General features: G+C 73.0%; 27 protein-coding genes. 17 read left to right on the top strand and 10 right to left on the bottom strand.

Features of this window, described 5'->3' with window-relative positions:
- Positions 1-52: 52 nt before the first annotated feature.
- A complete protein-coding gene (locus ACKUB9_RS05345) occupies positions 53-598 on the bottom strand; it encodes a superoxide dismutase family protein (protein ID WP_407520043.1) in 546 nt (181 codons plus the stop codon).
- Positions 599-785: 187 nt separating this feature from the next.
- Here ACKUB9_RS05345 and ACKUB9_RS05340 point away from each other — a divergent pair, with 187 nt between their 5' ends.
- Both ACKUB9_RS05340 and ACKUB9_RS05335 read left to right on the top strand, forming a co-directional pair.
- Positions 786-1,535 carry a TlyA family RNA methyltransferase gene (locus tag ACKUB9_RS05340; RefSeq protein WP_407520042.1) on the top strand — a complete coding sequence of 250 codons (750 nt, stop codon included), beginning with the start codon at positions 786-788 and terminating at the stop codon, positions 1,533-1,535.
- Complete coding sequence (locus tag ACKUB9_RS05335) at positions 1,532-2,785, top strand: class I SAM-dependent RNA methyltransferase (protein WP_407520041.1); 1,254 nt, start codon at positions 1,532-1,534, stop codon at positions 2,783-2,785. The genes ACKUB9_RS05340 and ACKUB9_RS05335 overlap by 4 nt, the downstream gene beginning before the upstream one ends.
- Positions 2,786-2,806: 21 nt before the next feature.
- Here the strand turns inward: ACKUB9_RS05335 and ACKUB9_RS05330 are convergent, their stop codons facing one another.
- A complete protein-coding gene (locus tag ACKUB9_RS05330) occupies positions 2,807-3,634 on the bottom strand; it encodes an N-acyl homoserine lactonase family protein (protein WP_407520040.1) in 828 nt (275 codons plus the stop codon).
- Between the two features lie 15 nt (positions 3,635-3,649).
- Complete coding sequence (locus tag ACKUB9_RS05325; protein WP_407520039.1) at positions 3,650-4,060, bottom strand: carboxymuconolactone decarboxylase family protein; 411 nt, start codon at positions 4,058-4,060, stop codon at positions 3,650-3,652.
- 120 nt (positions 4,061-4,180) lie between these two features.
- Between ACKUB9_RS05325 and ACKUB9_RS05320 the strand changes: the two genes are divergently transcribed.
- Positions 4,181-5,095 carry an NAD(P)-dependent oxidoreductase gene (locus tag ACKUB9_RS05320; RefSeq protein WP_407520038.1) on the top strand — a complete coding sequence of 305 codons (915 nt, stop codon included), beginning with the start codon at positions 4,181-4,183 and terminating at the stop codon, positions 5,093-5,095.
- Here ACKUB9_RS05320 and ACKUB9_RS05315 read toward each other — a convergent pair.
- Positions 5,067-6,050, bottom strand: a complete 984-nt coding sequence (locus ACKUB9_RS05315) for a LysR family transcriptional regulator (protein WP_407520037.1) — start codon at positions 6,048-6,050, stop codon at positions 5,067-5,069. The genes ACKUB9_RS05320 and ACKUB9_RS05315 overlap by 29 nt on opposite strands.
- 209 nt (positions 6,051-6,259) lie before the next feature.
- Between ACKUB9_RS05315 and ACKUB9_RS05310 the strand changes: the two genes are divergently transcribed.
- The 10 genes from ACKUB9_RS05310 (at position 6,260) to ACKUB9_RS05265 (ending at position 17,625) form a co-directional block, all read left to right on the top strand.
- Positions 6,260-7,900: a flavin-containing monooxygenase gene (locus ACKUB9_RS05310; protein WP_407520036.1), complete on the top strand. Its 1,641-nt coding sequence runs from the start codon at positions 6,260-6,262 to the stop codon at positions 7,898-7,900.
- A gap of 403 nt (positions 7,901-8,303) precedes the next feature.
- A complete protein-coding gene (locus ACKUB9_RS05305; protein ID WP_407520035.1) occupies positions 8,304-9,974 on the top strand; it encodes a methyl-accepting chemotaxis protein in 1,671 nt (556 codons plus the stop codon).
- 177 nt (positions 9,975-10,151) lie between these two features.
- Positions 10,152-11,174, top strand: coding sequence for an alpha/beta hydrolase (locus ACKUB9_RS05300; RefSeq protein WP_407520034.1), 1,023 nt, complete (start codon positions 10,152-10,154; stop codon positions 11,172-11,174).
- 61 nt (positions 11,175-11,235) lie between these two features.
- A complete protein-coding gene (locus tag ACKUB9_RS05295; protein WP_407520033.1) occupies positions 11,236-12,504 on the top strand; it encodes an ABC transporter substrate-binding protein in 1,269 nt (422 codons plus the stop codon).
- Positions 12,505-12,589: 85 nt separating this feature from the next.
- Positions 12,590-13,492 carry a branched-chain amino acid ABC transporter permease gene (locus tag ACKUB9_RS05290; RefSeq protein WP_407520032.1) on the top strand — a complete coding sequence of 301 codons (903 nt, stop codon included), beginning with the start codon at positions 12,590-12,592 and terminating at the stop codon, positions 13,490-13,492.
- A 1-nt stretch (position 13,493) separates the two neighbouring features.
- On the top strand, positions 13,494-14,561 hold the full coding sequence (locus ACKUB9_RS05285) for a branched-chain amino acid ABC transporter permease (RefSeq protein ID WP_407520031.1): 1,068 nt from the start codon (positions 13,494-13,496) through the stop codon (positions 14,559-14,561).
- Entirely contained in the window at positions 14,561-15,328 is a 768-nt protein-coding gene (locus ACKUB9_RS05280) for an ABC transporter ATP-binding protein (RefSeq protein ID WP_407520030.1), read from the top strand. Before ACKUB9_RS05285 ends, ACKUB9_RS05280 begins: the two co-directional genes overlap by 1 nt.
- A gap of 1 nt (position 15,329) precedes the next feature.
- Positions 15,330-16,040 (top strand): ABC transporter ATP-binding protein, encoded by a 711-nt coding sequence (locus tag ACKUB9_RS05275; RefSeq protein ID WP_407520029.1) that lies wholly within the window; start codon positions 15,330-15,332, stop codon positions 16,038-16,040.
- A gap of 25 nt (positions 16,041-16,065) precedes the next feature.
- Positions 16,066-16,851 carry an SDR family NAD(P)-dependent oxidoreductase gene (locus tag ACKUB9_RS05270; RefSeq protein ID WP_407520028.1) on the top strand — a complete coding sequence of 262 codons (786 nt, stop codon included), beginning with the start codon at positions 16,066-16,068 and terminating at the stop codon, positions 16,849-16,851.
- Between the two features lie 30 nt (positions 16,852-16,881).
- A complete protein-coding gene (locus ACKUB9_RS05265) occupies positions 16,882-17,625 on the top strand; it encodes an SDR family NAD(P)-dependent oxidoreductase (protein ID WP_407520027.1) in 744 nt (247 codons plus the stop codon).
- Between the two features lie 65 nt (positions 17,626-17,690).
- On the opposite strand, the gene ACKUB9_RS05260 is transcribed toward ACKUB9_RS05265, so the two are convergent.
- Together ACKUB9_RS05260 and ACKUB9_RS05255 are read right to left on the bottom strand one after the other, a co-directional pair.
- Positions 17,691-18,362 carry an RraA family protein gene (locus ACKUB9_RS05260; protein WP_407520026.1) on the bottom strand — a complete coding sequence of 224 codons (672 nt, stop codon included), beginning with the start codon at positions 18,360-18,362 and terminating at the stop codon, positions 17,691-17,693.
- 40 nt (positions 18,363-18,402) lie between these two features.
- Positions 18,403-19,464: a hydantoinase/oxoprolinase family protein gene (locus ACKUB9_RS05255; protein ID WP_407520025.1), complete on the bottom strand. Its 1,062-nt coding sequence runs from the start codon at positions 19,462-19,464 to the stop codon at positions 18,403-18,405.
- 41 nt (positions 19,465-19,505) lie between these two features.
- On the opposite strand from ACKUB9_RS05255, the gene ACKUB9_RS05250 reads away from it, so the two are divergent.
- The gene (locus tag ACKUB9_RS05250) at positions 19,506-20,228 is read left to right on the top strand and encodes a HisA/HisF-related TIM barrel protein (RefSeq protein WP_407520024.1); all 723 of its coding nucleotides are present in this window, start codon (positions 19,506-19,508) and stop codon (positions 20,226-20,228) included.
- Between the two features lie 18 nt (positions 20,229-20,246).
- Here ACKUB9_RS05250 and ACKUB9_RS05245 read toward each other — a convergent pair whose 3' ends face one another.
- Positions 20,247-21,185 (bottom strand): LysR family transcriptional regulator, encoded by a 939-nt coding sequence (locus tag ACKUB9_RS05245; protein WP_407520023.1) that lies wholly within the window; start codon positions 21,183-21,185, stop codon positions 20,247-20,249.
- Between the two features lie 123 nt (positions 21,186-21,308).
- Here ACKUB9_RS05245 and ACKUB9_RS05240 point away from each other — a divergent pair, with 123 nt between their 5' ends.
- From ACKUB9_RS05240 to ACKUB9_RS05230, 3 genes are read left to right on the top strand one after another with little or no spacing between them, the layout of a single operon-like run.
- Complete coding sequence (locus ACKUB9_RS05240) at positions 21,309-21,917, top strand: YceI family protein (RefSeq protein ID WP_407520022.1); 609 nt, start codon at positions 21,309-21,311, stop codon at positions 21,915-21,917.
- 14 nt (positions 21,918-21,931) lie between these two features.
- A complete protein-coding gene (locus tag ACKUB9_RS05235; protein WP_407520021.1) occupies positions 21,932-22,540 on the top strand; it encodes a cytochrome b in 609 nt (202 codons plus the stop codon).
- Positions 22,537-23,130 carry a YceI family protein gene (locus tag ACKUB9_RS05230; protein ID WP_407520020.1) on the top strand — a complete coding sequence of 198 codons (594 nt, stop codon included), beginning with the start codon at positions 22,537-22,539 and terminating at the stop codon, positions 23,128-23,130. Before ACKUB9_RS05235 ends, ACKUB9_RS05230 begins: the two co-directional genes overlap by 4 nt.
- A gap of 492 nt (positions 23,131-23,622) precedes the next feature.
- Here ACKUB9_RS05230 and fae read toward each other — a convergent pair whose 3' ends face one another.
- From fae to ACKUB9_RS05215, 3 genes are all read right to left on the bottom strand, one after another.
- On the bottom strand, positions 23,623-24,138 hold the full coding sequence (fae, locus tag ACKUB9_RS05225; RefSeq protein WP_238233316.1) for a formaldehyde-activating enzyme: 516 nt from the start codon (positions 24,136-24,138) through the stop codon (positions 23,623-23,625).
- A gap of 212 nt (positions 24,139-24,350) precedes the next feature.
- The gene (locus tag ACKUB9_RS05220; RefSeq protein WP_407520094.1) at positions 24,351-25,253 is read right to left on the bottom strand and encodes a triphosphoribosyl-dephospho-CoA synthase; all 903 of its coding nucleotides are present in this window, start codon (positions 25,251-25,253) and stop codon (positions 24,351-24,353) included.
- 17 nt (positions 25,254-25,270) lie between these two features.
- Positions 25,271-26,185: an ATP-grasp domain-containing protein gene (locus ACKUB9_RS05215; RefSeq protein ID WP_407520019.1), complete on the bottom strand. Its 915-nt coding sequence runs from the start codon at positions 26,183-26,185 to the stop codon at positions 25,271-25,273.
- Positions 26,186-26,209: the final 24 nt, after the last annotated feature.

Below are 26,209 nucleotides of genomic sequence, written 5' to 3'. Positions count from 1 at the left end.
ACGTCACTTCGTGAAGTGACCAGGACGTCACTTCGCGAGGTGACGCAGGACGTCACTTGATGACCGCGCAGGCGATGCGTGCGCCCGCGTTGCCGATCGGCTGGGTCGCGTGGTCGTCCTCGCCGGCATGGATCACCAGGGCCGAGCCGTCCGCGTCCTTCAGGCCGCCCTCCCCGGTGAGCGGCGTCTCGCTCGACACCTCGGCATTCACCGAGCCGTCCGGGTTGGCGTAGACGTTGGGCAGGTCGCCCTCGTCCGGCCCCTCCGGGTTGAGCAGGCCGTGCTTGCTCCCGTCGTGGTTCACGTGCGCCTTGGATTGCTCGAAGCGCGCGGTGTCCGAGCAGTTGGCCACCGCGTGGAAATGGATCCCGTGCCAGCCCGGCGGCAGGCCGCCCGGCCCGATCAGCACCCGCATCACCAGGGTGTTGGCGCCGTCGCGGAGCTGGATCCGGCCGATCGGCTCGCCCTTGGCGTTGATGACCGGGGCGTCGTAGGTCTGGAGGCCGGCAGGCTCCGCAGGCGGCTGGGCCGCGGGCTGCTGGGCTGCGGCCGGAAGCGCGGCGCAGAGCGCGGCGCCCGCGAGCAGGTGGATCCTCATTCGGTCGCCTCTCCTCTCCTGGCTCCCGTGAGCTAGCGCGCTCCGCGCCGAAGGGGATGCCGGATCGGCGCGAGCGCGTCGACGACGCGGGCTCATGCGCCGCGTCGGATTGCAAGGCGATCGGACGCGGCTCTAAGGGAGGGCGCCGGCCACGGAGCGAGAGGGCGGCGGGCGAGAGAAGGACGGCATGACGGACGGGGAGCGGCTGCGGGCCGACCGCCTGCTGGTGGAGGCGGGCCACTTCGAGAGCCGCGCGCGGGCGCAGGCGGCGATCGCGGCCGGGCTGGTGCGGGCGGACGGCGCGCCGGTGCGCCGCCCCTCCGACCTCCTCGCCCGCTCCGCCCGGATCGAGGCCGCCCCGCCGCACCCTTACGTCTCGCGCGGGGGGCTGAAGCTCGCGGCCGCCCTCGACGCCTTCGGCTTCGATCCCGCGGGGCTGACCTGCCTCGACATCGGCGCCTCGACCGGTGGCTTCACCGACGTGCTGCTGCGCCGGGGCGCGGCGCGGGTCCACGCGGTCGATGTGGGGCGCGGGCAGCTCCACCCCACGCTCGCGGACGATCCCCGGGTCGCCCTGCACGAGGCCACCGACGTGCGCGCCCTCTCGCCGGGCCTCTTCCCCGTCCCGCCCGCCCTCGCGGTGGTCGACGTGAGTTTCATCTCCCTCGCCCACGTCCTGCCGGTGCTGCCCGCCCTCACGGCGCCCGATGCCCGCTTCGTCGCGCTGATCAAGCCGCAATTCGAGGCCGGGCGGGCGCGGGTCGGCCGCGGCGGCATCGTGCGCGACGAGGCCGTTCGGGCCGAGGTGTGCGAGGCGGTGCGGACGCTCAGCCTCGACCTCGGCTTCGCTCCCGTGGGGCTGATCCCCTCGCCCGTGGAGGGCGGGGACGGCAACCAGGAATTCTTGCTCGGCGCCGTGCGGGGGGACGCGCGATGAGCGGCAACGACGTCGAGATCCGGCGCCTCGGCGCCCGCGGCGACGGGGTGACGGCGGACGGCCTGCACGTGCCCGGGGCGCTCCCGGGGGAGCGAGTGCGGGTGGGGCCGGCGGAGGAGCGCCGCGGCGCGCGGCGCGCCGCGCTCGACGCGGTGCTGGTGCCCTCCCCCGACCGGATCGCGCCCTTCTGCCCCTATTTCGGCACCTGCGGCGGCTGCGCGGTCCAGCACCTCGCGCCGGAGCCCTACGCGGCCTGGAAGCACGGCCTCGTCGCCGCGGCGCTCGCCCGCGCCGGCATCGACGCGCCGGTGGCCCCCTTGCGCGACGCGCACGGGGCGGGCCGGCGGCGGGCGGTCTTTCACGTGCGGCGCCTCGACGGGCGGCCCGAGGCCGGGTTCATGGCGGCGCGCAGCCACGCGCTGGTCGCCATCGACCATTGCCCGATCACCGACAATCCCCTGCACCGCGCCCCGGAGGTCGCCCGGGCGCTCGCCCGACCGCTGGGCGGCGGGGGCAAGCCCCTCGACGTGCAGGTGACCGCGACCGAAGGCGGCCTCGACGTGGACGTGCGCGGCCACGGCCCGGCCGACGCGCGCGCCCGGCAGGCGCTGGTGGCGCTCGCGGGCGAGCTCGATCTCGCGCGCCTGTCCCTGCACGGCGAGGTGCTGGTGGAGCGCCGCCCGCCCGTCGTGCCGGCCGGCCGGGCGCCCCTGGTGCCGCCGCCCGGCGGCTTCCTGCAGGCGACGCGGCTCGGCGAGGCGATGCTCGCCGACCTCGTCGCCGCGGCGGTCGGCGAGGCCAAGCGCGTCGCCGACCTCTTCTCCGGCGCGGGCGCCTTCAGCCTGCGGCTCGCCGAGACCCGGGCGGTGCACGCGGTCGAGGGCGACGCCGGGGCGCTCAAGGCCCTCGACCGGGCGGCCCGGGCGACGCCCGGCCTGCGGGCGGTGACGCACGAGCGCCGCGACCTCTTCCGCCGCCCGCTGCTCGCGCCCGAACTCGACCGCTTCGACGCCGTGGTGTTCGACCCGCCCCGGGCCGGCGCGGAGGCGCAGGCGGCGCGGCTGGCCGAGGCGACGGTGCCGGTGGTGGTCGGCGTCTCCTGCGATGCGGGCACCTTCGCGCGCGACGCGGGCCTGCTCCTCGCGGGGGGCTACCGGCTCGCCGAGGTGGTGCCCCTCGATCAGTTCCGGCACTCGCCGCACGTCGAACTCGTGGGCGTCTTCCGGCGGGACGCGCGCCGTCGGCGCTGAGCCGTCTCGTCCCGGGCGGGATCAGCCTCCGAGCGGGGCCAGATCGAGCCGCACGGCCTCGACGCCCGGCACCGCCGCCGCGGGATAGCGCCGCATCACCAGGGGGTCATGGCCCGGGACCACGTGGTCCGGCCCGTCCGCGAGGGCCGCGAGGCGGTTCCAGCTCTCCATCGTCGCCGCGACGTCGACCGTGATGGAATAGGGATTCCGGGTCTCGATCGTGGCGTAGTAATGCGCGGCGTCCGAGGCGAGCACCACGGCGCCCCGGCCCGTCGCCACCCGCACGCATTGCAGGCCCTGCGTGTGGCCGGGCACGCGGTGCACCGAGAGGCCGGGAAACAGCACGGCGTCGCCGTCCGTGAAGCGCACGCGGCCCGCGTAGACGTGGCGCACCATCGCCACCACGTCCTCCACCGCGAAGGCGCCGCGCAGCCGGGCGTGACACATGCAGCGCCCGGTCGCGAAGGCCATCTCGGAATCCTGGAGATGGAAGGTGGCGTTCGGGAAGGCCGCGAGGTTGCCCGCGTGGTCGTAGTGCAGGTGCGTGATGATCACGTCCCGCACCGCCTCCGGGTCGACGCCGAGCGCCCGCAGGCCCTCGGCCGGGTGGACCAGCAGGGTGCGGCCGCGCTCCGCCGCCGCCTCGGGGCCGAAGCCGGTATCGACCAGCACCGTGCGGGCGGCGTTGCGCAAAACCCACACGAAGTAGTCGAGCGGCATCGAGGCGTGCGGGTCGCCCTCGGGCCAGAACAGGAAATTGTCCCGCGCCGGGCGGTCGTGCACCGCGTAGCGCAGGGCCAGGATCTCGTAGGTCTCCACGGACCCGGTCTCCACGGCCCTGGTCTCCATGGCCCCCTGCCGCCGTCAGCGCGCGGGGCCGGCGGGCTCGCCGGTCACCGCGCCCTCGGCCTTCAGCACCTCGTGGGCGGCCTTGAAGGCGTCGAGCCCCGCCGGGATGCCGCAATAGACGGTGGCGTGCAGCAGGATCTCCCGGATCTCTTCCACGGTGACGCCGTTCGTGAGCGCGCCCTTCACGTGCAGCTTGAGTTCGGCCGGCCGGCCCAGCGCCGTCAGCATGGCGAGGTTCAGCATGCTGCGGGTGCGCCGGTCGAGGCCCTCGCGGGTCCAGGCATAGCCCCAGCACCACTCTGTGGTGATGCGCTGGAACGCCATCATGAACTCGTCGGCCCGGGCGAGGCTGCCGTCGACGTAATCCGCGCCGAGCACCGCGCGCCGCACCTCCAGGCCCTTCTCGAACTGCTCGCTCTCGGCCATCGCGTTCCCTCCCTCGGGGCTGCCCCGTTGTCCGGCGGTCAGCCTCGGCCGTCCCTCACTTGTCTGTCAATCGCGCGGGGCGTTCTATGGGGCGAGAGACGATCATCCGGGAGGACGCCCGTGGCCGCAGCCGATTCACGCCCGATCGCCCCGCCGGCCCGGATCGGCCTGATCGGCCTCGGCCGGATGGGCCTGCCGATGGGCCGGCGCCTCATCGCGGCGGGCTTCGCGGTCCGCGGCCACGATCCGGCCGAGCGGGCGCTCGCGGCCTTCGCGGAGGCCGGCGGCACCCCCTGCGCGGCCGCCGCCGAGACCGCCGCGGAGGCGGACGCCGTGATCACCATGCTGCCGGACGGGGCCGCGGTGGCGCGCGTCGCCCTGGAGCAGGAGGCGCCGCTGATCCGCGCGATGCGGCCGGGCGCGGTCCTGATCGACATGAGCTCGTCGGCCCCCCTCTCCACCCGCCGCCTCGGGGAGCGGTTCGCGGAGGCCGGCCTCGCGCTCGCCGACGCGCCGGTCTCGGGCGGGGTGAAGAAGGCGGAGGCCGGCACGCTCTCGATCATGGTGGGCGGGCCGCTGCTGGAGCGGATCCGGCCGCTGCTGGAGGCGATGGGGAGCGCGATCTTCGAGACCGGCCCCCTCGGCTCGGCCCACGCCATGAAGGCGCTCAACAACTACGTCTCGGCCGCCGGGCTCATCGCCACCTGCGAGGCGCTGCAGGTCGGGGCCGCCTTCGGCCTCGACCCCGCGGTGATGACCGACATCCTGAACGTCTCGACCGGGCGCAACAACACCACCGAGAACAAGCTCAAGCCCTTCATCCTGCCGGAGACCTACGATTCCGGCTTCGGCCTCGCCCTGATGACGAAGGACATCGGCATCGCGGTGGACCTCGCCGACGCGCTGGAGCGGCCGGCCCCCTTCTCGCACGCGGTGGTGGGCTTCGCCCGCGAGGCCCTGGCGCGGCTCGGCCAGGAGGCCGACCACACCGAGGTCGACCGCTACCTCAAGCTCCTGGCGGCGCAGGATCGCTGAGGGGAGGATCGCTGAGGGCGCGCGGTCCCGCCCGCCGCTCCTCGGCCGAGCGCCGCCACGCGGGCGCGCCCTGCGAGAAGGAGCGGTCGAGGAAGTCGAGGAAGACCCGGATGCGCTGGCTCAGGTGCCGGCGGCGCCCGTAGAGGGCGTAGATCGGGTCCTCGGCCTCGCTCTGCTGGTCCGGAAACAGGTCGATCAGCCGGCCCGCCCGCAGGTCCGCGACGATGTGAAACTCGGCGAGCCGCACGATGCCGGCGCCCGCGCGGGCCATCGCCAGCAGCATCTGCCCGGTATTGGCCGCCACGCTGCCGGCGGGCTTGAGCCGGGCGGGCGCACCCGTGGATCCGCGCACGCCCCAGGTGCTCCACGGCACGGTGGTGGGGAAGTTCAGGCACTCGTGCCCGGCGAGATCCGCCGGGCCGGCCGGCATGCCGCGCTCGGCGAGGTAGGCGGGCGCCGCGCAGATGATCCAGCGGGTCGAGGTGAAGCGGTGGGCGACGAGGGAGGAATCGGCGAGTTCGCCGACGTGGATCGCCACGTCGACGCCCCCGTCGAGCAGGTTGCCCGGCTCCATGCTGAGCACGAAGTCGAGGCGCAGGGCCGGGTGCAGGCGGCGGAAGGCCGGCACCAGCGGGGCGAGCTGGTGCGTGGCGAAGGTCGGCATCGAGCGGACGCGCAGCGTCCCCTTGGCGGCGCTGCCGCCGAACACCGAGGCCTCCGCCTCCTCCACCGCCTCGATCGCCCGCAGCGCCGAGGCGTAGAAGGCCTCGCCCTCCGCGGTGAGCGCCGGGATGCGCGGCCCGCGCTGGAAGAGCGCCACGCCGAGCCGGTTCTCCAGGCGCCCGATCAGCTTGCTCACCGCCGAGGGCGTCAGGGTCAGGCTGCGCCCGGCCGCCGAGAAGCCCCCGTCCTCCACCGCCCGCACGAAGACGAGCATCTCCCCGAAGCGATCCACGGCTGAGACCTGTGAATTCCAGTCACATGTTGTGCGCAGTGTCGGATATGGATGCGGCCGGAGCAACGGGTTAGCGTCGGGTCGTTCCCCCATGCCGGGTCCGCACGCGGGTCCCCGGCGCCGGGCGGGACACAAGGAAGAACGCCGACAGCGCGATGCGGCACGCCGGGCCGAGGCCCGGGCGAGGCCGCGCAGGGAGACGAGACGCCATGGCGCAGACGCAGGCGCAGCAGCCGATCCTCGACGCCCGTCCGGCCCGGGCCTACGACGCGATCATCGTCGGGGCGGGTTTTTCGGGCCTCTACCAGCTCCATCAGCTGCGCGACCGGCTCGGCCTCTCGGTGCGGGTGCTGGAGGCCGCCGACGGGGTCGGGGGCACGTGGTACTGGAACCGCTACCCGGGCGCGCGCTGCGATTCCGAGAGCTACTACTATTCCTACTCGTTCTCGCCCGAACTGGAGCAGGACTGGGAGTGGACCGAGCGCTACCCCGAGCATTCGGAGATCCTGCGCTACCTCAACCACGTGGCGGACCGCTTCGACCTTCGCCGCGACATCCAGTTCGAGACCCGGGTGACCGGGGCGGCGTTCGATGACGCGCGCAACCGCTGGACCGTGACCACGGCGGCGGGCGAGCGGTTCGAGGCCGCCTTCCTGATCACCGCGGTGGGCTGCCTCTCGGCCGCGAACGTGCCGGCGATCCCGGGCCTCGAGACCTTCGCGGGCGCGTGGTACCACACCGGCCGCTGGCCCCACGAGGGCGTGGACTTCACGGGCAAGCGCGTCGGCCTGATCGGCACCGGCTCCACCGGCATTCAGGCGACCCCGGTGATCGCCGCGCAGGCGGCGCACCTCACGGTCTTCCAGCGCACCGCCAATTACAGCGTGCCGGCCCGCAACGGCCCGATGGGGCCCGAGGTCCAGCGCGAGATCAAGGCGAACTACGCCGCCATCCGCGAGAAAGCCCGCGCCTCCACCAACGGCCACCCGTTCGACGTCTCGGACCAATCGGCCCTCGACGTGGCCGAGGAGGAGCGCCTCGCCCGCTACGAGGCGGCCTGGGAGCGGGGAGGCCTGCGCTTCCGCGCCGTCTTCCGCGACCTCCTCCTCGACAAGGCCGCCAACGACACCGCCTCGGAGTTCATCCGCGCCAAGATCCGCAGCATCGTGAAGGACCCGGAGGTCGCCGCCAGGCTGACCCCCACCGACCACCCGTTCGCCTCCAAGCGCCCGCCGATCGACACGGACTATTTCGAGACCTTCAACCGCGACAACGTCGGGCTGGTCGACCTGAAGGCGACGCCGATCGAGGCGATCGTGCCCGAGGGCGTGCGCACCCGCGACGCCACCTACCCGCTCGACGTCATCGTCTTCGCCACCGGCTTCGACGCGCTCACCGGCCCGCTGCTCGCCCTCGACATCCGCGGCAGCGGCGGCCGGCCGCTCCGGGAGGCCTGGGCCGCGGGGCCGCGCACCTATCTGGGCCTCCAGACCCCGGGCTTCCCGAACCTGTTCACCATCACCGGCCCCGGCAGTCCCTCGGTCCTCACCAACATGCCGATCGCCATCGAGCAGCACGTGGAATGGATCACGCGCTGCATCGCGCACCTGCGCGAGCAGGGCCTGGAGCGCATCGAGGCGACGCCCGAGGCCACCGAATCCTGGGTCGCCCACGTCAACGAGGCGGCGCACGCCACCCTGCTGCCGATGGCCAACTCGTCCTGGTACCTGGGCGCCAACGTGCCGGGCAAGCCGCGGGTGTTCATGCCCTACGCGGGCGGCATGGCGCGCTACCGCGCCCATTGCGAGACGGTGGCGCGGAAGGGCTACGAGGGGTTCGCGCTGCGATAGGGCGGAAGCGGATGGCCGGACCGCGTGGCAGGCGCCCGTCCCGTGGGCCGCGCAGCGGCGGCTCCGGCGGTTCTCGCGCCGACGCCGCGGCACGGACCCGCATCGCTCACGTCCTCGCGCCGAAACGACCCTCGCGTGCACGGCGAAGACTGGCGGCTCCGCTCGCATCGGATGCGGACTGCTGCAGGCGAATGGAGTTCCCGAGCCGCGATGATGCCTCCATCCTCCCGATTTCGCCCAGAAAGACCAAGATCATCGTCGCAGGACTGCCTGAGTGGTCGCTGCGGCAGGGCGGCCGGAGGTCGCGGTAACTCAAGGAGATGCGGAGGCGATCAGCACAGTGTGGAACTGAATTTTAAGCATGCAACGTCAAGCTCTGCTCGTGTCCGCTAGGAACTCGGCCATGAGCCTCAAAGTCAAGCACACCCTGATCGGCCTCGTCATCGTGCTGTCCCTCGCCATCCTGCTGCAGGGCGCCTCGGGCATCGTCCAGCTGCGATCGGTCAACGCCAACGCGCTCGACCTCTCCGGGAACTGGATGCCGAGCGTCGCCGCACTCGGCGAGACCAAGTACAGGGTCACCCGCCTGCGCCTGGTGGACGCGCGCTACATCAGCGCGCGCGAGCCCGTCCACGAGCTGGAGCAGACCTTCGAGCGCCGCCTCGCGGAGGTCGAGGCCGAGGCCGGCCGCTACGAACCCCTGATCAGCAGCCCGGAGGAGCGCCGCCTCTGGGACGGGTTCCGCCGCCGCTGGGCCGATTACCTCGCCGTGCGGGCCAAGCTCGTGACGGCCGCGAAGGCCGGCGACCAGGCGCTGATGCAGGAACACTTCGCGGCCTCGCGGGCGCCCTTCGACGATAGCCTCAACTTCCTCAACCAGGGCGCGACGCTCAACGTGCAGGGCGGCAAGGACGCCACCGAGAAGGCGGCCGGCACCTACCGGCAGGCCTTGTGGCTGACGGGCGCGCTCTGCGTCATCGCGCTCCTCGTCGGACTGGCCGGCCTCGTGTTCGTCGTCGCCCGGCTCACGCGTCCCCTCGACCGGCTGATCCGGCGCATGCGCGATCTCGCGGCCGGGGATGTGACGGCCGACGTGCCCTTCCTCGCCCACACCAACGAGATCGGGGCGATCGCGGCGGCCGTCGAGGCGTCGCGGGATGCGAGCGTTCGGACGCGCCAGCTCGAACAGGAGACCGCCTTCGCGCGCGCTTCGGCCGAGGAGCAGCGCAAGGCCGGGATGCGCCAGATGGCCGACAGCTTCGAGGCCACGGTGGGGAGCATCGTCGGTCAGGTCTCGGCGGCGGCGACCGAGCTGCAGGCCACCGCCCAGCAGATGACCGCCACCGCCGGGCAGACGGCGTCGCGATCCAGCGCCGCCGCCGCCGCCGCCGGACAGGCCGCCGCCAATGTCGGCACGGTGGCCGCCGCCGCGGAGGAACTCGGCGCCAGCGTGCAGGAGATCGCGCGCCAGGTGCAGGGCTCCGCCTCGCTCTCGCGCAGCGCGGTCGCCGAGGCGGGCCAGACGGTGCATCTCGTCCAAGTGCTGAAGGAGACCTCGGCGAAGATCGGCGACATGGTCGGTCTGATCGCCGACATCGCCAGCCAGACGAACCTCCTGGCGCTGAATGCCACGATCGAGGCCGCACGGGCCGGCGAGGCGGGCCGCGGCTTCGCCGTGGTGGCGGCCGAGGTGAAGGGCCTCGCCACCCAGACGGCCCGCGCCACGGACGAGATCACCGGTCAGATCAAGGAGATCCAGACCGTGACCGATCAGGCGGTCGCGGCCATCGGCGCGATCACGGGCCGGATCGACGAGATCAGCACGGTCGCGACCTCGATCGCCTCGGCGGTCGAGCAGCAGGGGGCGGCGACGCAGGAGATCGTGCGCAACGTCGCGCAGGCCGCCAGCGGCACCGGGGAGGTGACGAGCAACATCGCGGGCGTCGCGCACGCATCGGAGGAGACCGGCACGGCGGCGCATCACGTGCTGGTCTCCTCCTCCGACCTGTCGCGGCAATCCGAGCATCTGTCGGCGGAGGTCCACCGCTTCCTGGCCACCGTGCGCGCCGCGTGATCCTGCCGGTGCCCCGTCCGACGACGGGGCTGCCGGTTCGCCGCGGGAGAGCGCGGCGGAGCAAGACCTGAGGGCGGCATCCGAGGAGGCCGCTCCGGGCGTCCGAACGGAGCCGCCGGCGCGTGGATGCCGGGGGATAAGGACCGTCGTCCGACGGTCGAGAGGGAGGGACGTGCGATGCCGGCGCTGCATCCGGATGGTCAGGCCCTGCTGCGATCGATCCGGGAATCCGGCCGGCCGCCCTTCGAGGCGCTGTCGCCCACCGCCGCGCGGGAGGCCTACAGCGCGAGCCGGGCCGCGCTGCAGCCGCCCCTCGATCCGGTGGCGCTCGCGCGCGACCTGTCCGCGCCGGGGCCGGGCGGCCCGGTGGGCCTGCGGCTCTACCGCGGCCTCGGCACCGGGCCGGAGCCCCTGCCCTGCCTCCTCTACCTGCATGGCGGCGGCTGGATGCTCGGAGACCTCGCCTCGCACGACTGGGTCTGCCGGCGGCTCGCCAACGCCGCGCAGGCCTGCGTGGTCGCGGTGGAGTACCGGCTCGCGCCCGAGCATCCCTTTCCGGCGGCCGTCGAGGATGCGGTGGCGGCCCTCGCCTTCGTGGCGGCCGAGGCCGGGGCGCTCGGGATCGACCCGTCGCGTCTGGCGGTCGGGGGCGACAGCGCGGGCGGCAATCTCGCGGCGGTGCTCGCCCTGATGGGACGCGACGGGACCCTGCCCGCGACCGCGTTCCAGGTCCTGCTCTATCCGGCGGTCGATCTCGGCATGGCGACCGAGAGCTACGCGCGCGTCACCCGCGATGTGCCGATCACCGCCGCCACCATGCGCTACTTCATCGACCATTACGCCCCCGACCCGGCCGCCCGGGGCGACTGGCGCGCCTCGCCGGCGCGCGCCGGGAGCCTCGCGGGCCTGCCGCCCGCCCTGGTGCTCACCTGCGGCCACGACCCGCTCTGCGACGAGGGCCGGGCCTACGCGGCGCGGCTGGAGCGCGAGGGGGTGCCGGTCACGGCCCTCCACCTCGGCGACCAGATGCACGGCATCCTGACCATGGGCCGGGCGATCGGGGCCGCCGCCCCCACCCTCGCCTACGTGGGGCAGGCCCTGCGCGAGGCGTGGCGAACCGCGTCCGGCGCGCCGGTCTCCGTTGACTCGCCCACGACCTTGCCGGAGGATCACGGTCAAACGACCAATCCACGCCAGTAGAACCACCGTAAAACCCCAGGTGGCAAGAATTGGGGTTCATAAAACGAGGGACGGAAACCAGATGGACACGACGAGGACGGGCGCGCGCGCCATATCGCGCCGGCAGGTGCTGGGCGGGCTGGCGGCGGGCGCCGCGATCACCGGGTTCCCGCACATCGCGGGGGCGCAGGCCAAGGCGATCCGGATCGGCATGCCGACCATCCTGTCGGGCCGCGTCGCGATCCTCGGCACGTCGGGCCGGGCGGCGGTGCAGCTCGCCTTCCGGCAGATCAACGAGGCCGGCGGCATCGGCGGGCGCACCCTCGAACTCGTCGACCGCGACTCCAAGGGCCGGCCGGACGAGGCCGCCAAGGTCACGCGCGACCTCATCAACAACGACGGCTGCGAGATCATCATCGACGGCGAGGCCTCCTCGGGCGCCTTCGCGGTGCACGAGGTGATCCGCGACCTGCCGGTGCTGTGCCTGCACACCTGCTCGGAGACGTCCTCCCTCTCCGCCGACCCGAAGCTGCACGTCAAGACCGCGTTCCGCTGCGCCCGCCAGGGCATCCACGACGCGGTGGCGGGGGGCACCTACGCGGCGCGGATCGCCAAGGAGAAGGGCCTCAAGCGCTGGATGACCTGCTCGCCCGACTACGCCTACGGCCGCGACAACACCGCCGAGTTCCTGGAATTCGCGCGTATCTTCGAGCCCTCGGTCGAGGTGGTGGATCAGGTCTGGCCGAAGCTCTTCGCGCCGGACTACACCGAGAGCATCACCAAGATCCTGCAGGTGAAGCCGCAGGCGATCTACTCGGCGCTGTGGGGCGGCGACCTCGTGGCCTTCATCGAGCAGAGCAACCTCTACCGGCTGTTTGCCAATATCGGCTTCTTCTCGGGCGGCCTCGGCGACCCGCCGGTGCTCACCGCGATCAAGCAGCTGCCGCCGGGCCTCAACACGGCCTACCGCTACAACCGCAACTATCCGGCCAAGCCCGCCAACGTCGCCTTCGCGGACGGGTTCGCCGGCATCGCCAAGCACGAGCCGACCAACTGGGCGTGGCAGTGCTACACCGCCTGCCTGTTCATCGCCGAGGCGCTCAAGCGCACGAACGGCAGCACCGAGGGCGCCAAGCTCGCCGCGGAGCTGAAGGGCATGAAGCTCGCCGCCCCCTTCGCGGTGGACGACGCCATCACCATGCGGGACACCGACCACACCATCATCGGCTATCCGGTCGCCTGGGGCCGCACGGTGCCGAAGGCCCCCTACGTCGAGGATTTCTCCGGCGTCGACTGGGGCAAGATCGTCGAACTCGAGACGCAGTGGAAGAAGGGCAAGGGCTACGCGTGACGCGCAGGGATCCCCTCTCCCGTGCGGGAGAGGGGATCCCGCGCCCGTATTCGAACCGCCGCGTCAGCTCACCAGGAGTTCCGCCTTGAACCTCGAGGCCCTCGCCGCCTGCCTGTCGTCGGCATCCTGTGCCGTCACGCAGGTCTCGACCGCGCTGATCGTCGGGATGCTGCTGTTTCTCGTCACCTCCGGCCTGTCGCTGATCTTCGGAGTGCTGGGGATCGTCAACTTCGCCCACGGCGCCTTCTACATGCTGGGCGCCTACCTCGCCTTCACGGCCTACGCGCTCTCGGGCAGCTTCCTGCTCGCGATGGCGGCGGGCGCGCTCGGCGTGGCGGTGTTCGGGGTGGTGTTCGAGCGCCTGATCATGAGCCGCGTCTACGGGCGGGACATCCTGATGCAGCTCCTCGTCTGCTACGCGATGATCCTGATCCTCGACGACGGGGTGAAGCTCCTCTACGGCGGCGAGTACCGGATGATGGGCATGCCCGACGCCTTCGCGCTGCCGCCCGTCGAGATCGCCGGCGGGTTCGTCCCGGGCTACTACCTGTTCATGGTGGCGGTGGCGCTCGCGGCGGGCCTCGCCCTCTGGCTCGGCATCAACCGCACCCGGCTCGGCAAGATCATCCGGGCGCTCGCCATTAACCCGCAGATGGTGGGCGCGCTCGGTATCAACACCACGCTCCTCTACGCGGGCGTGTTCGGCCTCGGCAGCCTGCTCGCCGGCATGGCCGGGGCGCTGGCGGCCCCGATCCGCACCCTCACCCCCGGCATGGGCGTGTCGATCCTGATCGAGAGCTTCATCGTCACGGTGATCGGCGGCATGGGCTCGATCGCCGGGGCCTTCATCGCGGCCCTGCTGATCGGCTTCACCCGGGCCTTCGGGGCGATCGGCTTCCCGCTCTTCGTGGACGGGATGATGTTCGCCATCATGGCCCTCGTCCTCATCGTCAAGCCGAGCGGCCTGCTCGGGCGGGAGGCGGCCTGACATGCGCTCCGATCACTTGCGCTCCGATCTCTTGCGCCCCGGACTCCTCCGCGACCTCGCGTTCGCCCTCGCCGCCCTCCTCGTGCTCCTGGCGGTGCCCGTCGTCTTTCCGCAGCCGGCCCTGCGCGACTTCCTGATCTACTTCTTCGCCTACGGGCTGCTCGCGATGTCGCTCAACCTGCTGGTCGGGCTCACCGGGCTCGTGTCCTTCGGGCACGCCGCCTACTTCGCCTCGGGCGCCTACGTGTTCGGGCTCCTGATGCAGTCCGGCCAGGTCTCGATCCCGGTCGCCGCGCTGGCGGCGGTCGGCGGCACCGCGCTGCTCGCCTTCGTCATCGGGGCGATCTGCGTGCGGCTGAAGGAGATCTACTTCTCCTTCATCACGCTGGCGTTCCAGATGTTCATCCACAGCATCATCGTGACCTGGGTGAGCCTGACCGGCGGCGACCAGGGCCTGCGCGGGGGCATCCCGCGCCCGCCCATCCTCGGCCTCGACCTCAACGACGCGCGCACGCTCTACGGCGCCTGCGTGGTGGTGTTCGTCCTGTGCATCGTCGCCATGCGGCAGGTGTCGCAATCGCCCTTCGGCTACACGCTGCGGATGATCCGGGACAATCCGGCCCGGGCCAACTTTCTCGGCGTCAACGTCGTCCTGATGAAGCTCGGCATCTTCGTCTTCGCGGGGGCGATGGCGAGCGTCGGCGGGGTGCTGCTGGCGCTGTTCGTCTCGGGCGCCTACCCGGAATTCGCCTTCTGGACCACCTCGGGCGAGGCGATCTTCATGATCATGCTCGGGGGCATGAAGCTCTTCCTCGGGCCGCTCGTCGGCACGCTGCTGCTCCAGACCCTCAACCACTACGTGACGATCTACACCGAGTACCACGGCCTCGTGCTCGGCTCGGTGATCCTGCTGATCGTGCTGGGGCTGCGCCGCGGCCTCGCCGACTACCTGCACGACTGGCGGCAGGACCGCCGCGCCCGCCGCCTGCCCGCCGCGGCCCAGGGGCACGAGACCCAGGGACGCGAGAGCCAGGTGCCCGAGGCCCTCGTCAAGAGCAGGACCGTGTGATGCTGCGCGTCGAGCACCTCTCGAAGTCCTTCGGCGGCGTGCGCGCCACCCGCGACGTCTCGATCGACTTTCCCGACGGCTCGCTCACCGCGATCATCGGGCCGAACGGGGCGGGCAAGACCACGTTCTTCAACCTGATCTCCGGCCATATCCGGCCCGACGAGGGCCGGGTGCTGTTCGACGGGGCCGACATCGTCGGCCTGTCGAGCCTGGAGGTGGTCCGCCGCGGCATGGCCCGCGCCTTCCAGGTCGCTTCGCTCTTCCCGAGCCTGACGGTGCGCGAGGCGCTCACCGCCGCGGTGATCTCCCACCAGCACCGCTCCTGGCGGGTGCTGGCGCGCTTTCCGCTGGCGGAGGCCCGCGCGCGGGCGGACGAGATCATGGACCTGCTCGGGCTCGGCCCCAAGGCGGAGGTGCTCTCGGCCAACCTCTCGCACGGCGACCAGAAGCTCCTCGACATCGGGCTCGCGCTGGCGATGGACCCGAAGGTGCTGCTCCTCGACGAGCCCACCGCCGGCATGGGGACCGAGGAGCGCTGGCGGATGATCGGCAAGGTTCAGGCGCTCTGGGAGGCCAAGCGGATGACGGTGGTGTTCATCGAGCACGACATGGACATCGTCTTCAAGATCGCCCAGACGATCCACGTCCTGAAGTACGGCGCCGTGCTGGCGCAGGGCACGCCCGACGAGATCCGGCGCAACCCGGACGTGATCGACGCCTATCTCGGCACCGATCACGGTCTCTCCGAGACGGTCGGGGAGGCCTGAGATGGCGGCGATGCTCGAAGTGCGCGGCGCCGACGTCTATTACGGCGCGAGCCAGATCCTGTTCGGCCTCGACCTCAGCGTCGAGAAGGGCCAGACGATGGCGCTGCTCGGCCGCAACGGCGCGGGCAAGAGCACCACCTTCAAGGCGATCGCCGGCATCGCGCCGCCCAAGCGCGGCGAGGTCGTGCTCTCGGGCGAGACCGTCTCGGGGCGCGCGCCCTACCGCATCGCGCGCGCCGGCATCGGCTACGTGCCGGAGGACCGGCAGGTCTTTCCCGAGCACACCGTCGAGGACAACCTGATCGTCGGCGCCAAGCGCGGCCCGCGGGGCGATGCGCACTGGACCCTGACGCGGATCTACGAGGTCTTTCCGCTGCTCGCCGGCATGCGCACCCGCATGGCCGGGCGCCTCTCGGGGGGCGAGCAGCAGATGCTCACCATCGCCCGCACCCTGATGGGCAACCCCGACATCCTGCTCCTCGACGAGCCCTCCGAGGGGCTGGCGCCGATCATCGTCCAGGCGATCGGCCGGCTCATCCGCTCCTTGCGCGACATGGGCGTCACCATCCTGCTCGCCGAGCAGAACATGCATTTCTGCCTCGACATCGCGACCCACGCCACCGTCGTGGACAAGGGGCAGGTGGTCTACCGCGCACCGATCGCGGATCTGCGCGGCAACACCGCGATCACGCAGCGCTACCTCGCGGTCTGAGCATCCATCGCATCGGGAGACGACCATGGAACGGGACGAGGGACGTGGCCGGGTCGCCCTGGTGACGGGCGGCGCGAGCGGGATCGGACTCGCCACCGCGGGCGTGCTGGCCGGGCGCGGCTGGCGGGTGGTGATCTCGGACATCGACGCCGCGCGGGCCAGGGCGGCGGCCGGCCCGATCGAGGCCGAGGCGGTGCCCTTCGACGTGGTGGACGAGGCGGCGACGCAGGCCGCCTTCGCGGAGATCGAGGGGCGGCTCGGCCCGGTCGAGGCCCTCGTCGCCAATGCCGGGCTGATCCAGCCGGGCGGCCGGCCCGAGGACCTGCCGCTGGCCGAGTTCGACCGCATCATCGCGGTCAACCTGCGGGGCGTCTACGTCTCGTGCCTCGCGGCCGGCACCCGGATGGCGGGGCGCGGCCGGGGCGGCATCGTCATCACCGGCTCCGTCACCGCGTGGCGCACCGCGCCGCTGCACGCCTACGCGCCCTCGAAGGCGGCGGTGGTGCACATGGCGGCCTGCCTCGCGGCCGAATGGGGCCGCTCGGGCGTGCGGGTCAACGCCGTCTCGCCCGGCTACGTCGCCACCCCGCCCCTCCAGGCCGCCATCGACCGCGGCCAGCGCGACCCGAGCCTCCTCACCGAGGCGGCGGCGCTGGGGCGCCTCGTCGCGCCCGAGGAGGTCGGCCGCGGGGTCGCGTTCCTGCTCTCGGACGACGCGGCGGCGGTGACGGGCATCAACCTGCCAGTCGATGCCGGCTGGCTCGCGGGGGCGCATCTCTCGACCTATGGCGGGATGCGCCCGGCGCGCTGAGCCCGCACTCGCGACCCTGGAAGGACGGCCATGACCGCACCGGACGCCTCGCCCTTCGACCTGACCGGACGGCGCATCCTGATCTCCGGCGCCGCCGGCGGCATCGGCAGCGCGACGGCGCGGCTCTGCGCCCGGCAGGGAGCGCGGCTCGTCCTGGTCGACGTGGTGGCGGAGGAGGAGACGGCGCGCCGCCTCGGTCCCGCTCTCGCTGGAGCCGCCGAGATCCACAGCCTCGACACCGGCTGCCGGCAGGCGGTGACGCGCATGGCCGAGGCGGTCGGCCCGGTCTACGGCCTGATCGACGCCGCCGCCATCGCGCCCTTCGACGACTGGATGGCGGAGGAGTGGGACGAGGCGCTCGACCGGGTCATCCGCGCCAACGTCAAGGGGCCGATCAACCTCACCCGCGCCTTCCTGCCCGGGATGATCGCAAGGGCCGAGGGCCGCATCGTGCTGTGCGGCTCGGTGGCCGGCTGGATGGGCGGCATCCGCTCGGGGCCGCACTACGCCTTCTCGAAGGGCGGGCTCCACGCCTTCGTGCGCTGGCTCTCGCGGCAGGGCGCCCCCCACAACGTGCTGGTCAACGGCATCGCGCCCGGCCCCGTCGAGACGGGCATGACCGCCGGCAAGGGCTACGACCCGCAGCTCTACCCGCTCAAGCGCATGGCCAAGCCCGAGGAGATCGCCGCGACCGCCGTCTTCCTCTGCGGCGCGGGCGGCGGCTACGCCTCGGGCGCCATCTTCGACATCAACGGCGGCACACACTTCCACTGAGGGCATCGGCCCGGCGGCCCACCGGAGACGCGGCGTGGCCCGGGAACAGGCAGCCGGGACCGGCCTCACCCCGCCGTCGGCTCGGGCAGGGCGAAGGTCTCGCGCATGGAGCGTCCGCCCCCGAGGCTCGCCTCCCACTCGGCCTCGCGGGCGAGCTTGGCCTCGGCGTCGCCGATGCGGGCACGCACGGCCGCCGGCGTCAGCACCGCGAGCCCGTCGTCGTCGCCGAGGATCAGGTCGCCCGGCGAGACGAGGCAGCCGCCGACCACCACCGGGCGGTTCACCGCGCCGCGCTCGGCCGCGGCCGGGCCGCGCGGGGTGATCCAGCGGGTGAAGGCCGGCAGGTCGTCCCAGGCGGCGAGCGTCGCGACGTCCCGGATCGCGCCGTCGCAGACGAGGCCGGTCCCGCCGCGCCGCCGCAGGTGACCGCCCACGATCTCGCCGATCATCGCGGTCTCCGGCCGGCCGCCGGCCGCGATCACCAGCACGTCGCCGGGGCCGATCCGGTCGAGGGCGTACAGCACCGCCCCGAAATCCGGCGGCTCGCACCACGCCGTCACCGCGTGCCCGAACAGGCGCGGCTGCTGCCCGGCCGGCCGCAGCGGCCGGATCGCCGGGTCGATCTGCCCGATCTCTCCGCCGAGATCGACCGCCACCGCGACGGGCACCGCGCGCCAGCGCGCGATCTCCGCCTCCGTGAGGTCGCTCGGCTTCGGCGTGTGGAGGGTGACGGGCATGGGGCGCTCCTTCCTGCGATGGCGTGGGGACGGCCTGGTGTCAGCCGGACCGGGCCTCCAGCAGGGCCACCGCCACGGCCGGCCCGCAGACGGAGGTCCAGTCCGGGCCGGCGCCGGCGAGGTGCGGCGCGAGGACCTGCGCGAGATCGTGGGCCGGACGGCCGAGCCGCCCGGCCAGCCGCGCGGCGAGGAACCGGCCGGCGCCGCAGACGACCACGGGCGCGTCGTCGGGCAGGTCGCCGCGCGAGAGGATGACGGCGGCCGCGTCGTGCAGGAGGCGCAGCTGCGCCTCCGCGAAGTGGCCGGCGAGGCGGCGCCAGTCCGCCAGCCCGCCCTCGTGGCGGTCGCGGCCGATCATCCGGGCGAGGCGGGTCTCGGTCTCCGGGACCGACTTGCCCTTGAGGTCCGGCGTGTCCTGCTGGTCCTCCTCGGGGGGCAGGTCGCCGAGCAGCCGGTAGGAATCTCCCGTGGTCGCGAAGGTCTCGGCCATCAGCGCCGTGCGCCGGCCGCGGAAGGGCACGACGGCGCCGAGCGCGAGGAGCGGCGTGCGCACGACGCCCGTATAGACGAGTTCCCCGGTCTCCAGCCGCTCGGCGTCGCTGTAGCCCTGCGCCGCGGGCCGCCCGTCGCGGATCGGGATCAGGTCGGCGGTGGTCGAGCCGATATCGGCCAGCAGCGCCGCCGGCAGGGCGCGGCCGACGAGCGCGGCGGTGGCGTGCCAGTTGGCGCTGGCGATGTCCGCGGCGGCCCCGGGCGCGCCGTCGGGTGGCACGAACCCGGCGCGCCCGGCATAGAAAGCCACCGGGCCGGGCAGGCACCGCGCCGCCCAGGCGGCGATCTGCGCCACGCCGTCCGCCCGGTCGGCGAAGCAGTCGGTGAGTTCGCCCGTCATGGTCACGGCGTGGCGGGCGGGGGTGCGCGCCCAGTCCGGCAGGCCGGCGAGGGTCTCGTCCAGGGCCGGCAGGCCGCGCCAGAGCGGACAGGGCGCCTGCACCACGGCGCGCACCCGGCCGTCCTCGACCAGCGCCGCCTTGACATGCACCCCGCCGAGGTCCCAGCCGATGACGCGATGGATGGAGGCCGGGAAATGCGGAGCGGGCACGGCGGGGTTCCGGTGGGGCGTGGATCGAGGGCCGGGGTGGCATGAGCGCGGGGCCCGACGCAAGCCCGTTCGCGGTGGTGCCGGTGCTCGACCTGCGGCACGGGCGGGTGGTGCGCGCCAAGGCCGGCGAGCGCCACGCCTACGCCCCCATCGTCACCCCGCTGAGCCCGGGAGCGGCGCCCGCGGACGTCGCCCGGGGGCTCTTGGCCGCGTGGCCGGCGCGGCGCCTCTACGTGGCCGATCTCGACGCGATCATGGACGGGGCGGCGCCGGATCGCGGCGCGCTCGCCGCCATCGCGGCCGCCTGTCCGGGCGTGGAGCTGTGGGTCGATGCGGGCTTCGCCACCCATGAGGGCGTCGCGGGTTTCCTCGCCACCGGGCTCGGCCGGCCGGTGCTCGGCAGCGAGAGCCAGACCGGTCCGGACCTCGTGCGCGATCTCGGCGAGCGGGCCGTGCTCTCCCTCGACAGCCGGGCGGGCCTGCCCCTCGGCCCGGCGATCCTGCACGAGGACCCGGCGCTCTGGCCTCCCGACGTCATCGCGATGAACCTCGCGCGGGTCGGCGGCGGGAGCGGGCCGGACCTCGCGGGCGTCGCGGCGCTGCGGGCGCGGGCGCCGGGCCTGCGGGTCTACGCGGCGGGGGGCCTGCGGGGGCCCGACGACCTGCGGGCGCTGCGGGCGGCGGGCGCCGCCGGGGTGCTAGTGGCGAGCGCGCTCCACGACGGGCATCTGCGGCCGGAGCACGCGGCGCTCCTGGAGGAGTGAGGCGGCAGCGTCGCCCTCTCAGCTCCGGTCCGGTTCGACGGCGAAGCGCTTGCGCAGCGCCATGCTCACGTGCTCGCGAAACACCCGGACCCGTGCCGGCAATTCCCGGCCCGCCAGGCTCAGCGCCCGCAGCGACCCGGTCCGGGCGGCCCAGGGCGAGAGCACGCGCGCGAGGGCGCCGGTCTCGACCGCGCGCGCGGCCACGAGGCTCGGGATGTAGCCGATGCCGGCCCCGGCGAGCGTCAGGCGCAGGACCGTGGCGTAGTCGCCCGCCCGGATGACGGGGTCGATCGGGACGCTCTCGGTCCCGCCCGTGCCGTCCGAGAGGGTGAGCGGGCCGCCGCTCGGCTGCCCGCGCGCGACGATCAGGTCGTGCTGCGCGAGGTCGGCGAAGCCCGCCGGGGCCGGGCGGCGGGCGAGATAGGCCGGCGCCGCGTAGAGGCCGATCTGCAGGTTCATGATCAGGGCGGCCCGGTAGCCCGTCTCCTCGGCCCGCCCGAGCCGCAGCGCGAGGTCGATCCGGTTGGCCGCGAGGTCGAGCCGCGCGTCCGTGTTGAACATCTCGACGGTGATCTGCGGATAGGCCTCCCGGAAGCTCGCGATGATCTCGGGCATGACCTCGATGCCGAAATCGACCGAGGTCGTCACCCGCAGGTGGCCCGCCGGCACCGTGCGGGCGTCGCGCGCGGTCTCGACCGCCTCGTCGAGGAGGGCGAGGCATTCCTGGGCGCGCGCATGGAAGGCGAGCCCTTCGGCCGTGGGTGAGATCGCGCGCGGGGTGCGTGCCATCAGCGTCGCGCCGAGCGCCCGCTCCAGCCGGGTGATGCGGCGGCTGACGCTGCCCTTGGTCTCGCGCAGGCTCGCGGCGGCCGCCGTGACCGTGCCCAGATCGACCACGGCGCAGAAGGCGCGCACATCGTCGAGGCTCCCGCCGAAGGTTTCCGATCTCGCAACCATGTGGTGCCTATTGGCGGGCTCAAGCTTCGTCCGAAAGCAGGCTATCACCCCGGCCTATGCCACGCGGTCCCGCGTCGCGCACCCGACGCCGCATTCCGCCTGTCGTGGTTCCGGAGACATTTCGTGAAGTCCCTGTTCGCCTCTTCCCTCGTCCTGTCCCTCCTCGTCGGCGGGCCGGCCCTCGCCCAGATGGCCACCCGCGATCCGGCCCAGATCCAGGCCGGCACCTACGCGGTCGATCCCGGCCACACCCAGGTCGGCTGGCGGGTCTCGCATTTCGGCTTCTCGCATTACGCCGGAGGATTCTCGGGCGTGACCGGCACCCTGGAACTCGACCCGAAGAACCCGGCCGCCGCGACGCTGTCGATCAGGATCCCGGTCGAGTCGGTGAGCACCACGAGCGCCAAGCTGACGGGCGAGCTCAAGGGCGAGCAGTGGCTCGACGCGGCGAAGTACCCGGAGATGACCTTCGTCTCGACCAAGGTCGCGCCCGTGGGCAAGGACAAGGCCAAGGTGACCGGCGACCTGACCCTGCACGGCGTGACCAAGCCCGTCACCCTCGACGTCACGCTGGTCGGCGCGGGCGTGAACCCGCTCAACAAGAAGGTCACGGTCGGCTTCGAGGCCACGGGCGTCCTGAAGCGCTCCGAGTACGGGGTGAAGACCTACCTGCCGATGATCGGGGACGACCTGCAACTGACGATCGACGGCGCGTTCGAGCGCCGCGACTGACCGGATCTGCGATCATGGCCGCCACCGCGCGCGGCAGGCGCTACTCGATCGTGGCGATCCTGCTCCACTGGGCCAGCGCCCTGTGCGTGCTCGTCCTGATCGGGATGGGCCTCGTCATGACGCACGCGGCCCTGGCGCCGATGCGGCAGTTCGAGCTCTACCAGTGGCACAAGTCCCTCGGGATCACGGCCCTGGCCCTGACCGCGCTGCGGCTCGCGTGGCGCGCGGCCCATCCGGCACCCCCGCTCCCGGCCGCGATGCCGCGGCCGGAGCGCTGGGCGGCCTCGTCGACCCACGTCCTGCTCTACCTCCTGCTGGTCGGCCTGCCGCTGACCGGCTGGGCCGTCGTCTCGCTCTCGCCGTTCAACATCCCGACGGTGCTGTTCGGCGCCCTCCCCTGGCCGCACCTGCCGCTGGCGGAGGTTTTTTCCGATCCGGCCTGGGCCGAGGGCGTGGTGAAGCGGGTGCATGCCTACGGCGCGTGGCTGCTGACGGCCTTCCTAGTCCTCCACGTGGCCGCGGCTTTGCGCCATCACCTCATCCTGCGCGACGACACCCTGCGCCGGATGCTGCCTCTTCCGGCGGCTCCATCGCGCTCCGAACCCATGGGTACGACCCGATGATGTCTCTTGGTCTCCGGCTCGGCATGGCCGTCGCGCTGCACAGCGCCGTGCTGCTCGGCGCCGCGCTGCCGGCGCTCGCTGCCGATTGGGCGGTCGACCCGGCCCGCAGCTCGATCCGGTTCTCCGGCGTTCAGGTCGGGACGGCCTTCAGCGGCCGCTTCGAGCGCTTCGAGGCCCGGATCGCCTTCGATGCGGAGAAGCCCGAGGCGGGCCGCGCCACGGTCCTGATCGACCTCGCCAGCGCGCGGACGGGCGATGCGCAGCGGGATCAGGCCCTGCCCCAGAAGGACTGGTTCGACGTCAGGTCCGTTCCGCAGGCCCGGTTCGAGGCGACGCGGTTCGTCGCCAGGGGCGGCGGGGACTACGATGCGGTGGGCACGCTCACGATCCGCGGGGCGAGCCGCCCTCTGACGCTGCCGTTCCACCTGGATCTGGACGGCGGGCAGGCGCGGGCCACCGGCCGCGTCACCCTGGTGCGGACCGATTTCGGCGTCGGTCAGGGGGCCTGGGCCTCGGGTCAATGGGTCGGCCTCGATGTCGGCGTCGACATCGATCTCGTCGCCCGTATCCAGGCTCCTGCCGGGCAGTAGCGGGCTCGGACCGGCGCGCACGGTCGCTGACGGTGTGGCGGCCGGCAATGGTCTGCGCGTGGCGTTCACCAGCTTGCCGAAGCCGACACCGACGACAGGGTCTTGCCACGACGTTGCGTGCCGGAACTCCCACTGTCCCGGACGACTGCAGCATCAGCGGAAGGAGATCCGGGAGCCAGCACAAGACGTCGCGAAGCATCTGCCTTGGCAACGGTGCTGAGAGTCGGAGCCGCTTCGCGGCACATCTTTCCTGGGTCCCGGATCTCCTTCCACTTCGTTTCAGTCGTCCGGGAAAAGGGAAGGGTATGACGGCCGTGGGCGCTTCCGTGCCGCCTGCGTCGCGATCCCCCAAACGGAACGGGAGGGCCGAAGCCCTCCCGCAAGATCGCGTCAACGTCCGAGGAAGATGGAGGCCAGTCGCTGGAACAGCCCCTTCGGTGGAGGCGGTGGGGGCGGCGGTGGGGCCGCGTGCTGCTCCGGACGGTTTCCTGTCTAGGAAACGTTGGCGGCGAAGGGGTGCTGCGCGGTCTTGTACTGCTGCGTGACCTCGGCGGCGGTCGGCGAGCCCTTCACGGCGCGCTCGATCGACAGCTTCGTGGCCTCGTAGTTGTACTTCTCGATCTTCGCGTCGTCGGCGGCTTCCCAGTGGATGAACACGCCGACCAGGATGTAGAGATCGTCCGCCTCGCTCGCCGGGATGGTGCCCTCCGACACGCAATCCTGCACGGCCTTGGCGACGGCGTGCTGGGCCGGGCCGAACATCTGGACGGCCTGACGGGCGTCGTTGATGGTGACCTTGTTGAACAGCAGCGTGTTGGGCTTGCACGGCAGGTTCGGCGCCACCACCGCGAGCAGGCTGGTGAAGCCGTGCTTGTTGTTGGTGAGGCTGTTGCAGAAGGCGGTCTCGGCGGCGCTGCCGCGCGGGCCGATGATGAGGTCGATGTGGGCGACCTCGTTGCCGTCGCCGACGAGGGCCTCGCCCACCATCACCTTGTTGATCGTCGCCATGCGGGGTTTCTCCCAGGAGTCGATGAAATCAGCCGCTCCCCAAACGGGCGCAGCTCTGAACCCGCCATCCTTGTTGCGGCGTCCGGCTGGCGCCGAACCGGTTACCCGGACAGCGCGCGGACCCTACAGCGGTGCCGGACATCGAACAAGCCGCCAAGTCCGCGGAGCATCACGATTTTCGCCAATATTGGCGGCACCAGCCGAGGGTCCGATTAGGACTTATTGGCAGGTTGCCTTTCGGTCGGTTCAACCTTCGGAACTTCGCCGGCTTTGCTGCGCAGCAGCATGTCGAGGAAGAGCGTCGCGACGGTCAGATCGGCGCTGGTTCCGGGATTGAGACCGGCCTGTTTGAGGTGCCGGTCGTGGGCCATCAGGGCCTCCACCGCCCCCTCCCCCAGCGCGAGACCGGCCAGCGCCGCCTGCGCCTCCGCCCGGACCGCCTCCGCCCGCGCGGGGCCGTACTTCCGGGCGATGTGGCTGTCGGGAAAGGCCGTGAGGTAGGCGAGGTGGACGGCCGTGGTGGTCCAGGGCTCGGCGAGGCCCTGCGCCCGCGCGCGGGCGAGGGCCGGCAGACCCGTTTCGAACAGGTCGGCGAAGTCGTTCACGTAGGCCTGCGCGATGCGGTCGCGGGGCGCCGCCTCCGCCATCGCTTCGCCCAAGGGCGGCGGCGGGCCGCCCGCGGCGACGTCGTGGCGTGCCGCGCGCCCGAGCCCCCCGGGATTGGCCAGCCGGATCGCCGCGAACACGCCCGCCGCATCCTCAGCGTCGAGCCCGCCGAGGATGGCGCGCAGGCCCTCCCGCAGGGGGCCGGGCCGCTCGGCCGCGGCGGCGAGCGGCGCGCAGAGCAGCACGATGCCGAGGTTGGTGTTCTGGCCCACCCGCGCGAGGGTGGCGGCGACCGCCCCCTCGACCCGCGCCCCGACCCGGGCGCCCGCCCGCGCGAGCGGGCCCGCCGAGACCGCGGCGCTCGCCTCGAAATCGGCGAGCGTCATGCGGTGGCCCGCGGCGTAGACGTGGACGTTGCCGACCTTGAGCGCCGCCAGTTCGGCCCGGCAGGCCGCCCGGTAGGCCTCCGCCACCGCCACCGGCGCGAGGGCGGGCGCCCCGTCCGTCATGGCCGTCATCGGGCCGGTCACCCCTGCGCGACGAGGCGGGGGCCGGGCGCCCGCGCCCGCACCGCCGCCAGGAAGCCCCGCGCCACGGTCTCGGCGATGTCGACCGCCGTCACCTGCTGCAGGCCCGACCATGCCGGCATGCTGTTGACCTCCAGCACGAGGAAGCCGCCCTCCCCGTCCTCCACGAGGTCGATCCCCGTGTAGTCGACCCCGACCGCGCGGGCGGCGGCCTCGGCGAGGTCGGCGGCGCGGCCAGGGATCGCCCAGGGCAGCGGCCGCCCGCCCCGGTGCACGTTGGTGATCCAGCCGTCGCCCTCGCGGATCATGCCCGCCACCGCGCGCCCGCCGCAGACGAAGACCCGGTAATCCTGCCACGCCCCGTCGCGCCGGGCGATGTAGCGCTGCAGGTAGTAGACGCGGCCGACGAGTTCCTCGGGCGGCAGCTCCTCGGGCCGCTCCACGAGCTGGAGCCCTTCCCCTTGCGAGCCGAACAGGGGCTTGAGCACCAGCGGCCGGCCGGGGCCGGCCTCCCGCGCCACCAGGGCGGCGGCGGCCTCGCGGCGCGAGAGCACGAAGGTCTCGGGGGTCGGGATGCCGTGGCGCGCGAGCAGCAGGCTCGTCATCGCCTTGTCGACGGAGCGCTCGATGGCGGTCGGACTGTTCCACACCACGGTGCCGGCGGCCACCAGCGCGTGCAGCACGCCGAGCCGCAGCGTCGTCGCCTCGAAGGTGCCCCCCGCGATGGTGCGCAGCAGGACCCCGTCCGGCAGGCCGTCGAAAAAGCCCAGCACCCGCAGCGGCTCGCCCGCCCCCGTCGCGATGGTCACGTCGGCGAGCGAGACCAGCACCGGCTCGGCCCCGAGCCGGGCCAGCGCCGCGCCCAGGCGCGCCTTGTGCCAGGCGCCGTTGTCGGCCGCGAGGGCGATCCGCATCCGAGAAAGTCTCCTGATCGGGAC

Source organism: Methylobacterium oryzisoli (assembly GCF_046557895.1).
GTDB classification, from domain to species: Bacteria; Pseudomonadota; Alphaproteobacteria; order Rhizobiales; family Beijerinckiaceae; genus Methylobacterium; species Methylobacterium oryzisoli.
The sequence above is the reverse complement of the archived record's forward strand: the minus strand, read 5'-3'. Positions and strand labels throughout refer to the sequence as shown.

Bases quoted from the DNA above. Each gene is read 5' to 3' on its own strand.
- ACKUB9_RS05345 (WP_407520043.1), bottom strand. From the start codon at position 598: ATGAGGATCCACCTGCTCGCGGGCGCCGCGCTCTGCGCCGCGCTTCCG.
- ACKUB9_RS05340 (WP_407520042.1), top strand. From the start codon at position 786: ATGACGGACGGGGAGCGGCTGCGGGCCGACCGCCTGCTGGTGGAGGCG.
- ACKUB9_RS05335 (WP_407520041.1), top strand. From the start codon at position 1,532: ATGAGCGGCAACGACGTCGAGATCCGGCGCCTCGGCGCCCGCGGCGAC.
- ACKUB9_RS05330 (WP_407520040.1), bottom strand. From the start codon at position 3,634: ATGGAGACCAGGGCCGTGGAGACCGGGTCCGTGGAGACCTACGAGATC.
- ACKUB9_RS05325 (WP_407520039.1), bottom strand. From the start codon at position 4,060: ATGGCCGAGAGCGAGCAGTTCGAGAAGGGCCTGGAGGTGCGGCGCGCG.
- ACKUB9_RS05310 (WP_407520036.1), top strand. From the start codon at position 6,260: ATGGCGCAGACGCAGGCGCAGCAGCCGATCCTCGACGCCCGTCCGGCC.
- ACKUB9_RS05305 (WP_407520035.1), top strand. From the start codon at position 8,304: ATGAGCCTCAAAGTCAAGCACACCCTGATCGGCCTCGTCATCGTGCTG.
- ACKUB9_RS05300 (WP_407520034.1), top strand. From the start codon at position 10,152: ATGCCGGCGCTGCATCCGGATGGTCAGGCCCTGCTGCGATCGATCCGG.
- ACKUB9_RS05295 (WP_407520033.1), top strand. From the start codon at position 11,236: ATGGACACGACGAGGACGGGCGCGCGCGCCATATCGCGCCGGCAGGTG.
- ACKUB9_RS05285 (WP_407520031.1), top strand. From the start codon at position 13,494: ATGCGCTCCGATCACTTGCGCTCCGATCTCTTGCGCCCCGGACTCCTC.
- ACKUB9_RS05280 (WP_407520030.1), top strand. From the start codon at position 14,561: ATGCTGCGCGTCGAGCACCTCTCGAAGTCCTTCGGCGGCGTGCGCGCC.
- ACKUB9_RS05275 (WP_407520029.1), top strand. From the start codon at position 15,330: ATGGCGGCGATGCTCGAAGTGCGCGGCGCCGACGTCTATTACGGCGCG.
- ACKUB9_RS05270 (WP_407520028.1), top strand. From the start codon at position 16,066: ATGGAACGGGACGAGGGACGTGGCCGGGTCGCCCTGGTGACGGGCGGC.
- ACKUB9_RS05265 (WP_407520027.1), top strand. From the start codon at position 16,882: ATGACCGCACCGGACGCCTCGCCCTTCGACCTGACCGGACGGCGCATC.
- ACKUB9_RS05260 (WP_407520026.1), bottom strand. From the start codon at position 18,362: ATGCCCGTCACCCTCCACACGCCGAAGCCGAGCGACCTCACGGAGGCG.
- ACKUB9_RS05250 (WP_407520024.1), top strand. From the start codon at position 19,506: ATGAGCGCGGGGCCCGACGCAAGCCCGTTCGCGGTGGTGCCGGTGCTC.
- ACKUB9_RS05245 (WP_407520023.1), bottom strand. From the start codon at position 21,185: ATGGTTGCGAGATCGGAAACCTTCGGCGGGAGCCTCGACGATGTGCGC.
- ACKUB9_RS05235 (WP_407520021.1), top strand. From the start codon at position 21,932: ATGGCCGCCACCGCGCGCGGCAGGCGCTACTCGATCGTGGCGATCCTG.
- ACKUB9_RS05230 (WP_407520020.1), top strand. From the start codon at position 22,537: ATGATGTCTCTTGGTCTCCGGCTCGGCATGGCCGTCGCGCTGCACAGC.
- fae (WP_238233316.1), bottom strand. From the start codon at position 24,138: ATGGCGACGATCAACAAGGTGATGGTGGGCGAGGCCCTCGTCGGCGAC.
- ACKUB9_RS05220 (WP_407520094.1), bottom strand. From the start codon at position 25,253: ATGACGGACGGGGCGCCCGCCCTCGCGCCGGTGGCGGTGGCGGAGGCC.
- ACKUB9_RS05215 (WP_407520019.1), bottom strand. From the start codon at position 26,185: ATGCGGATCGCCCTCGCGGCCGACAACGGCGCCTGGCACAAGGCGCGC.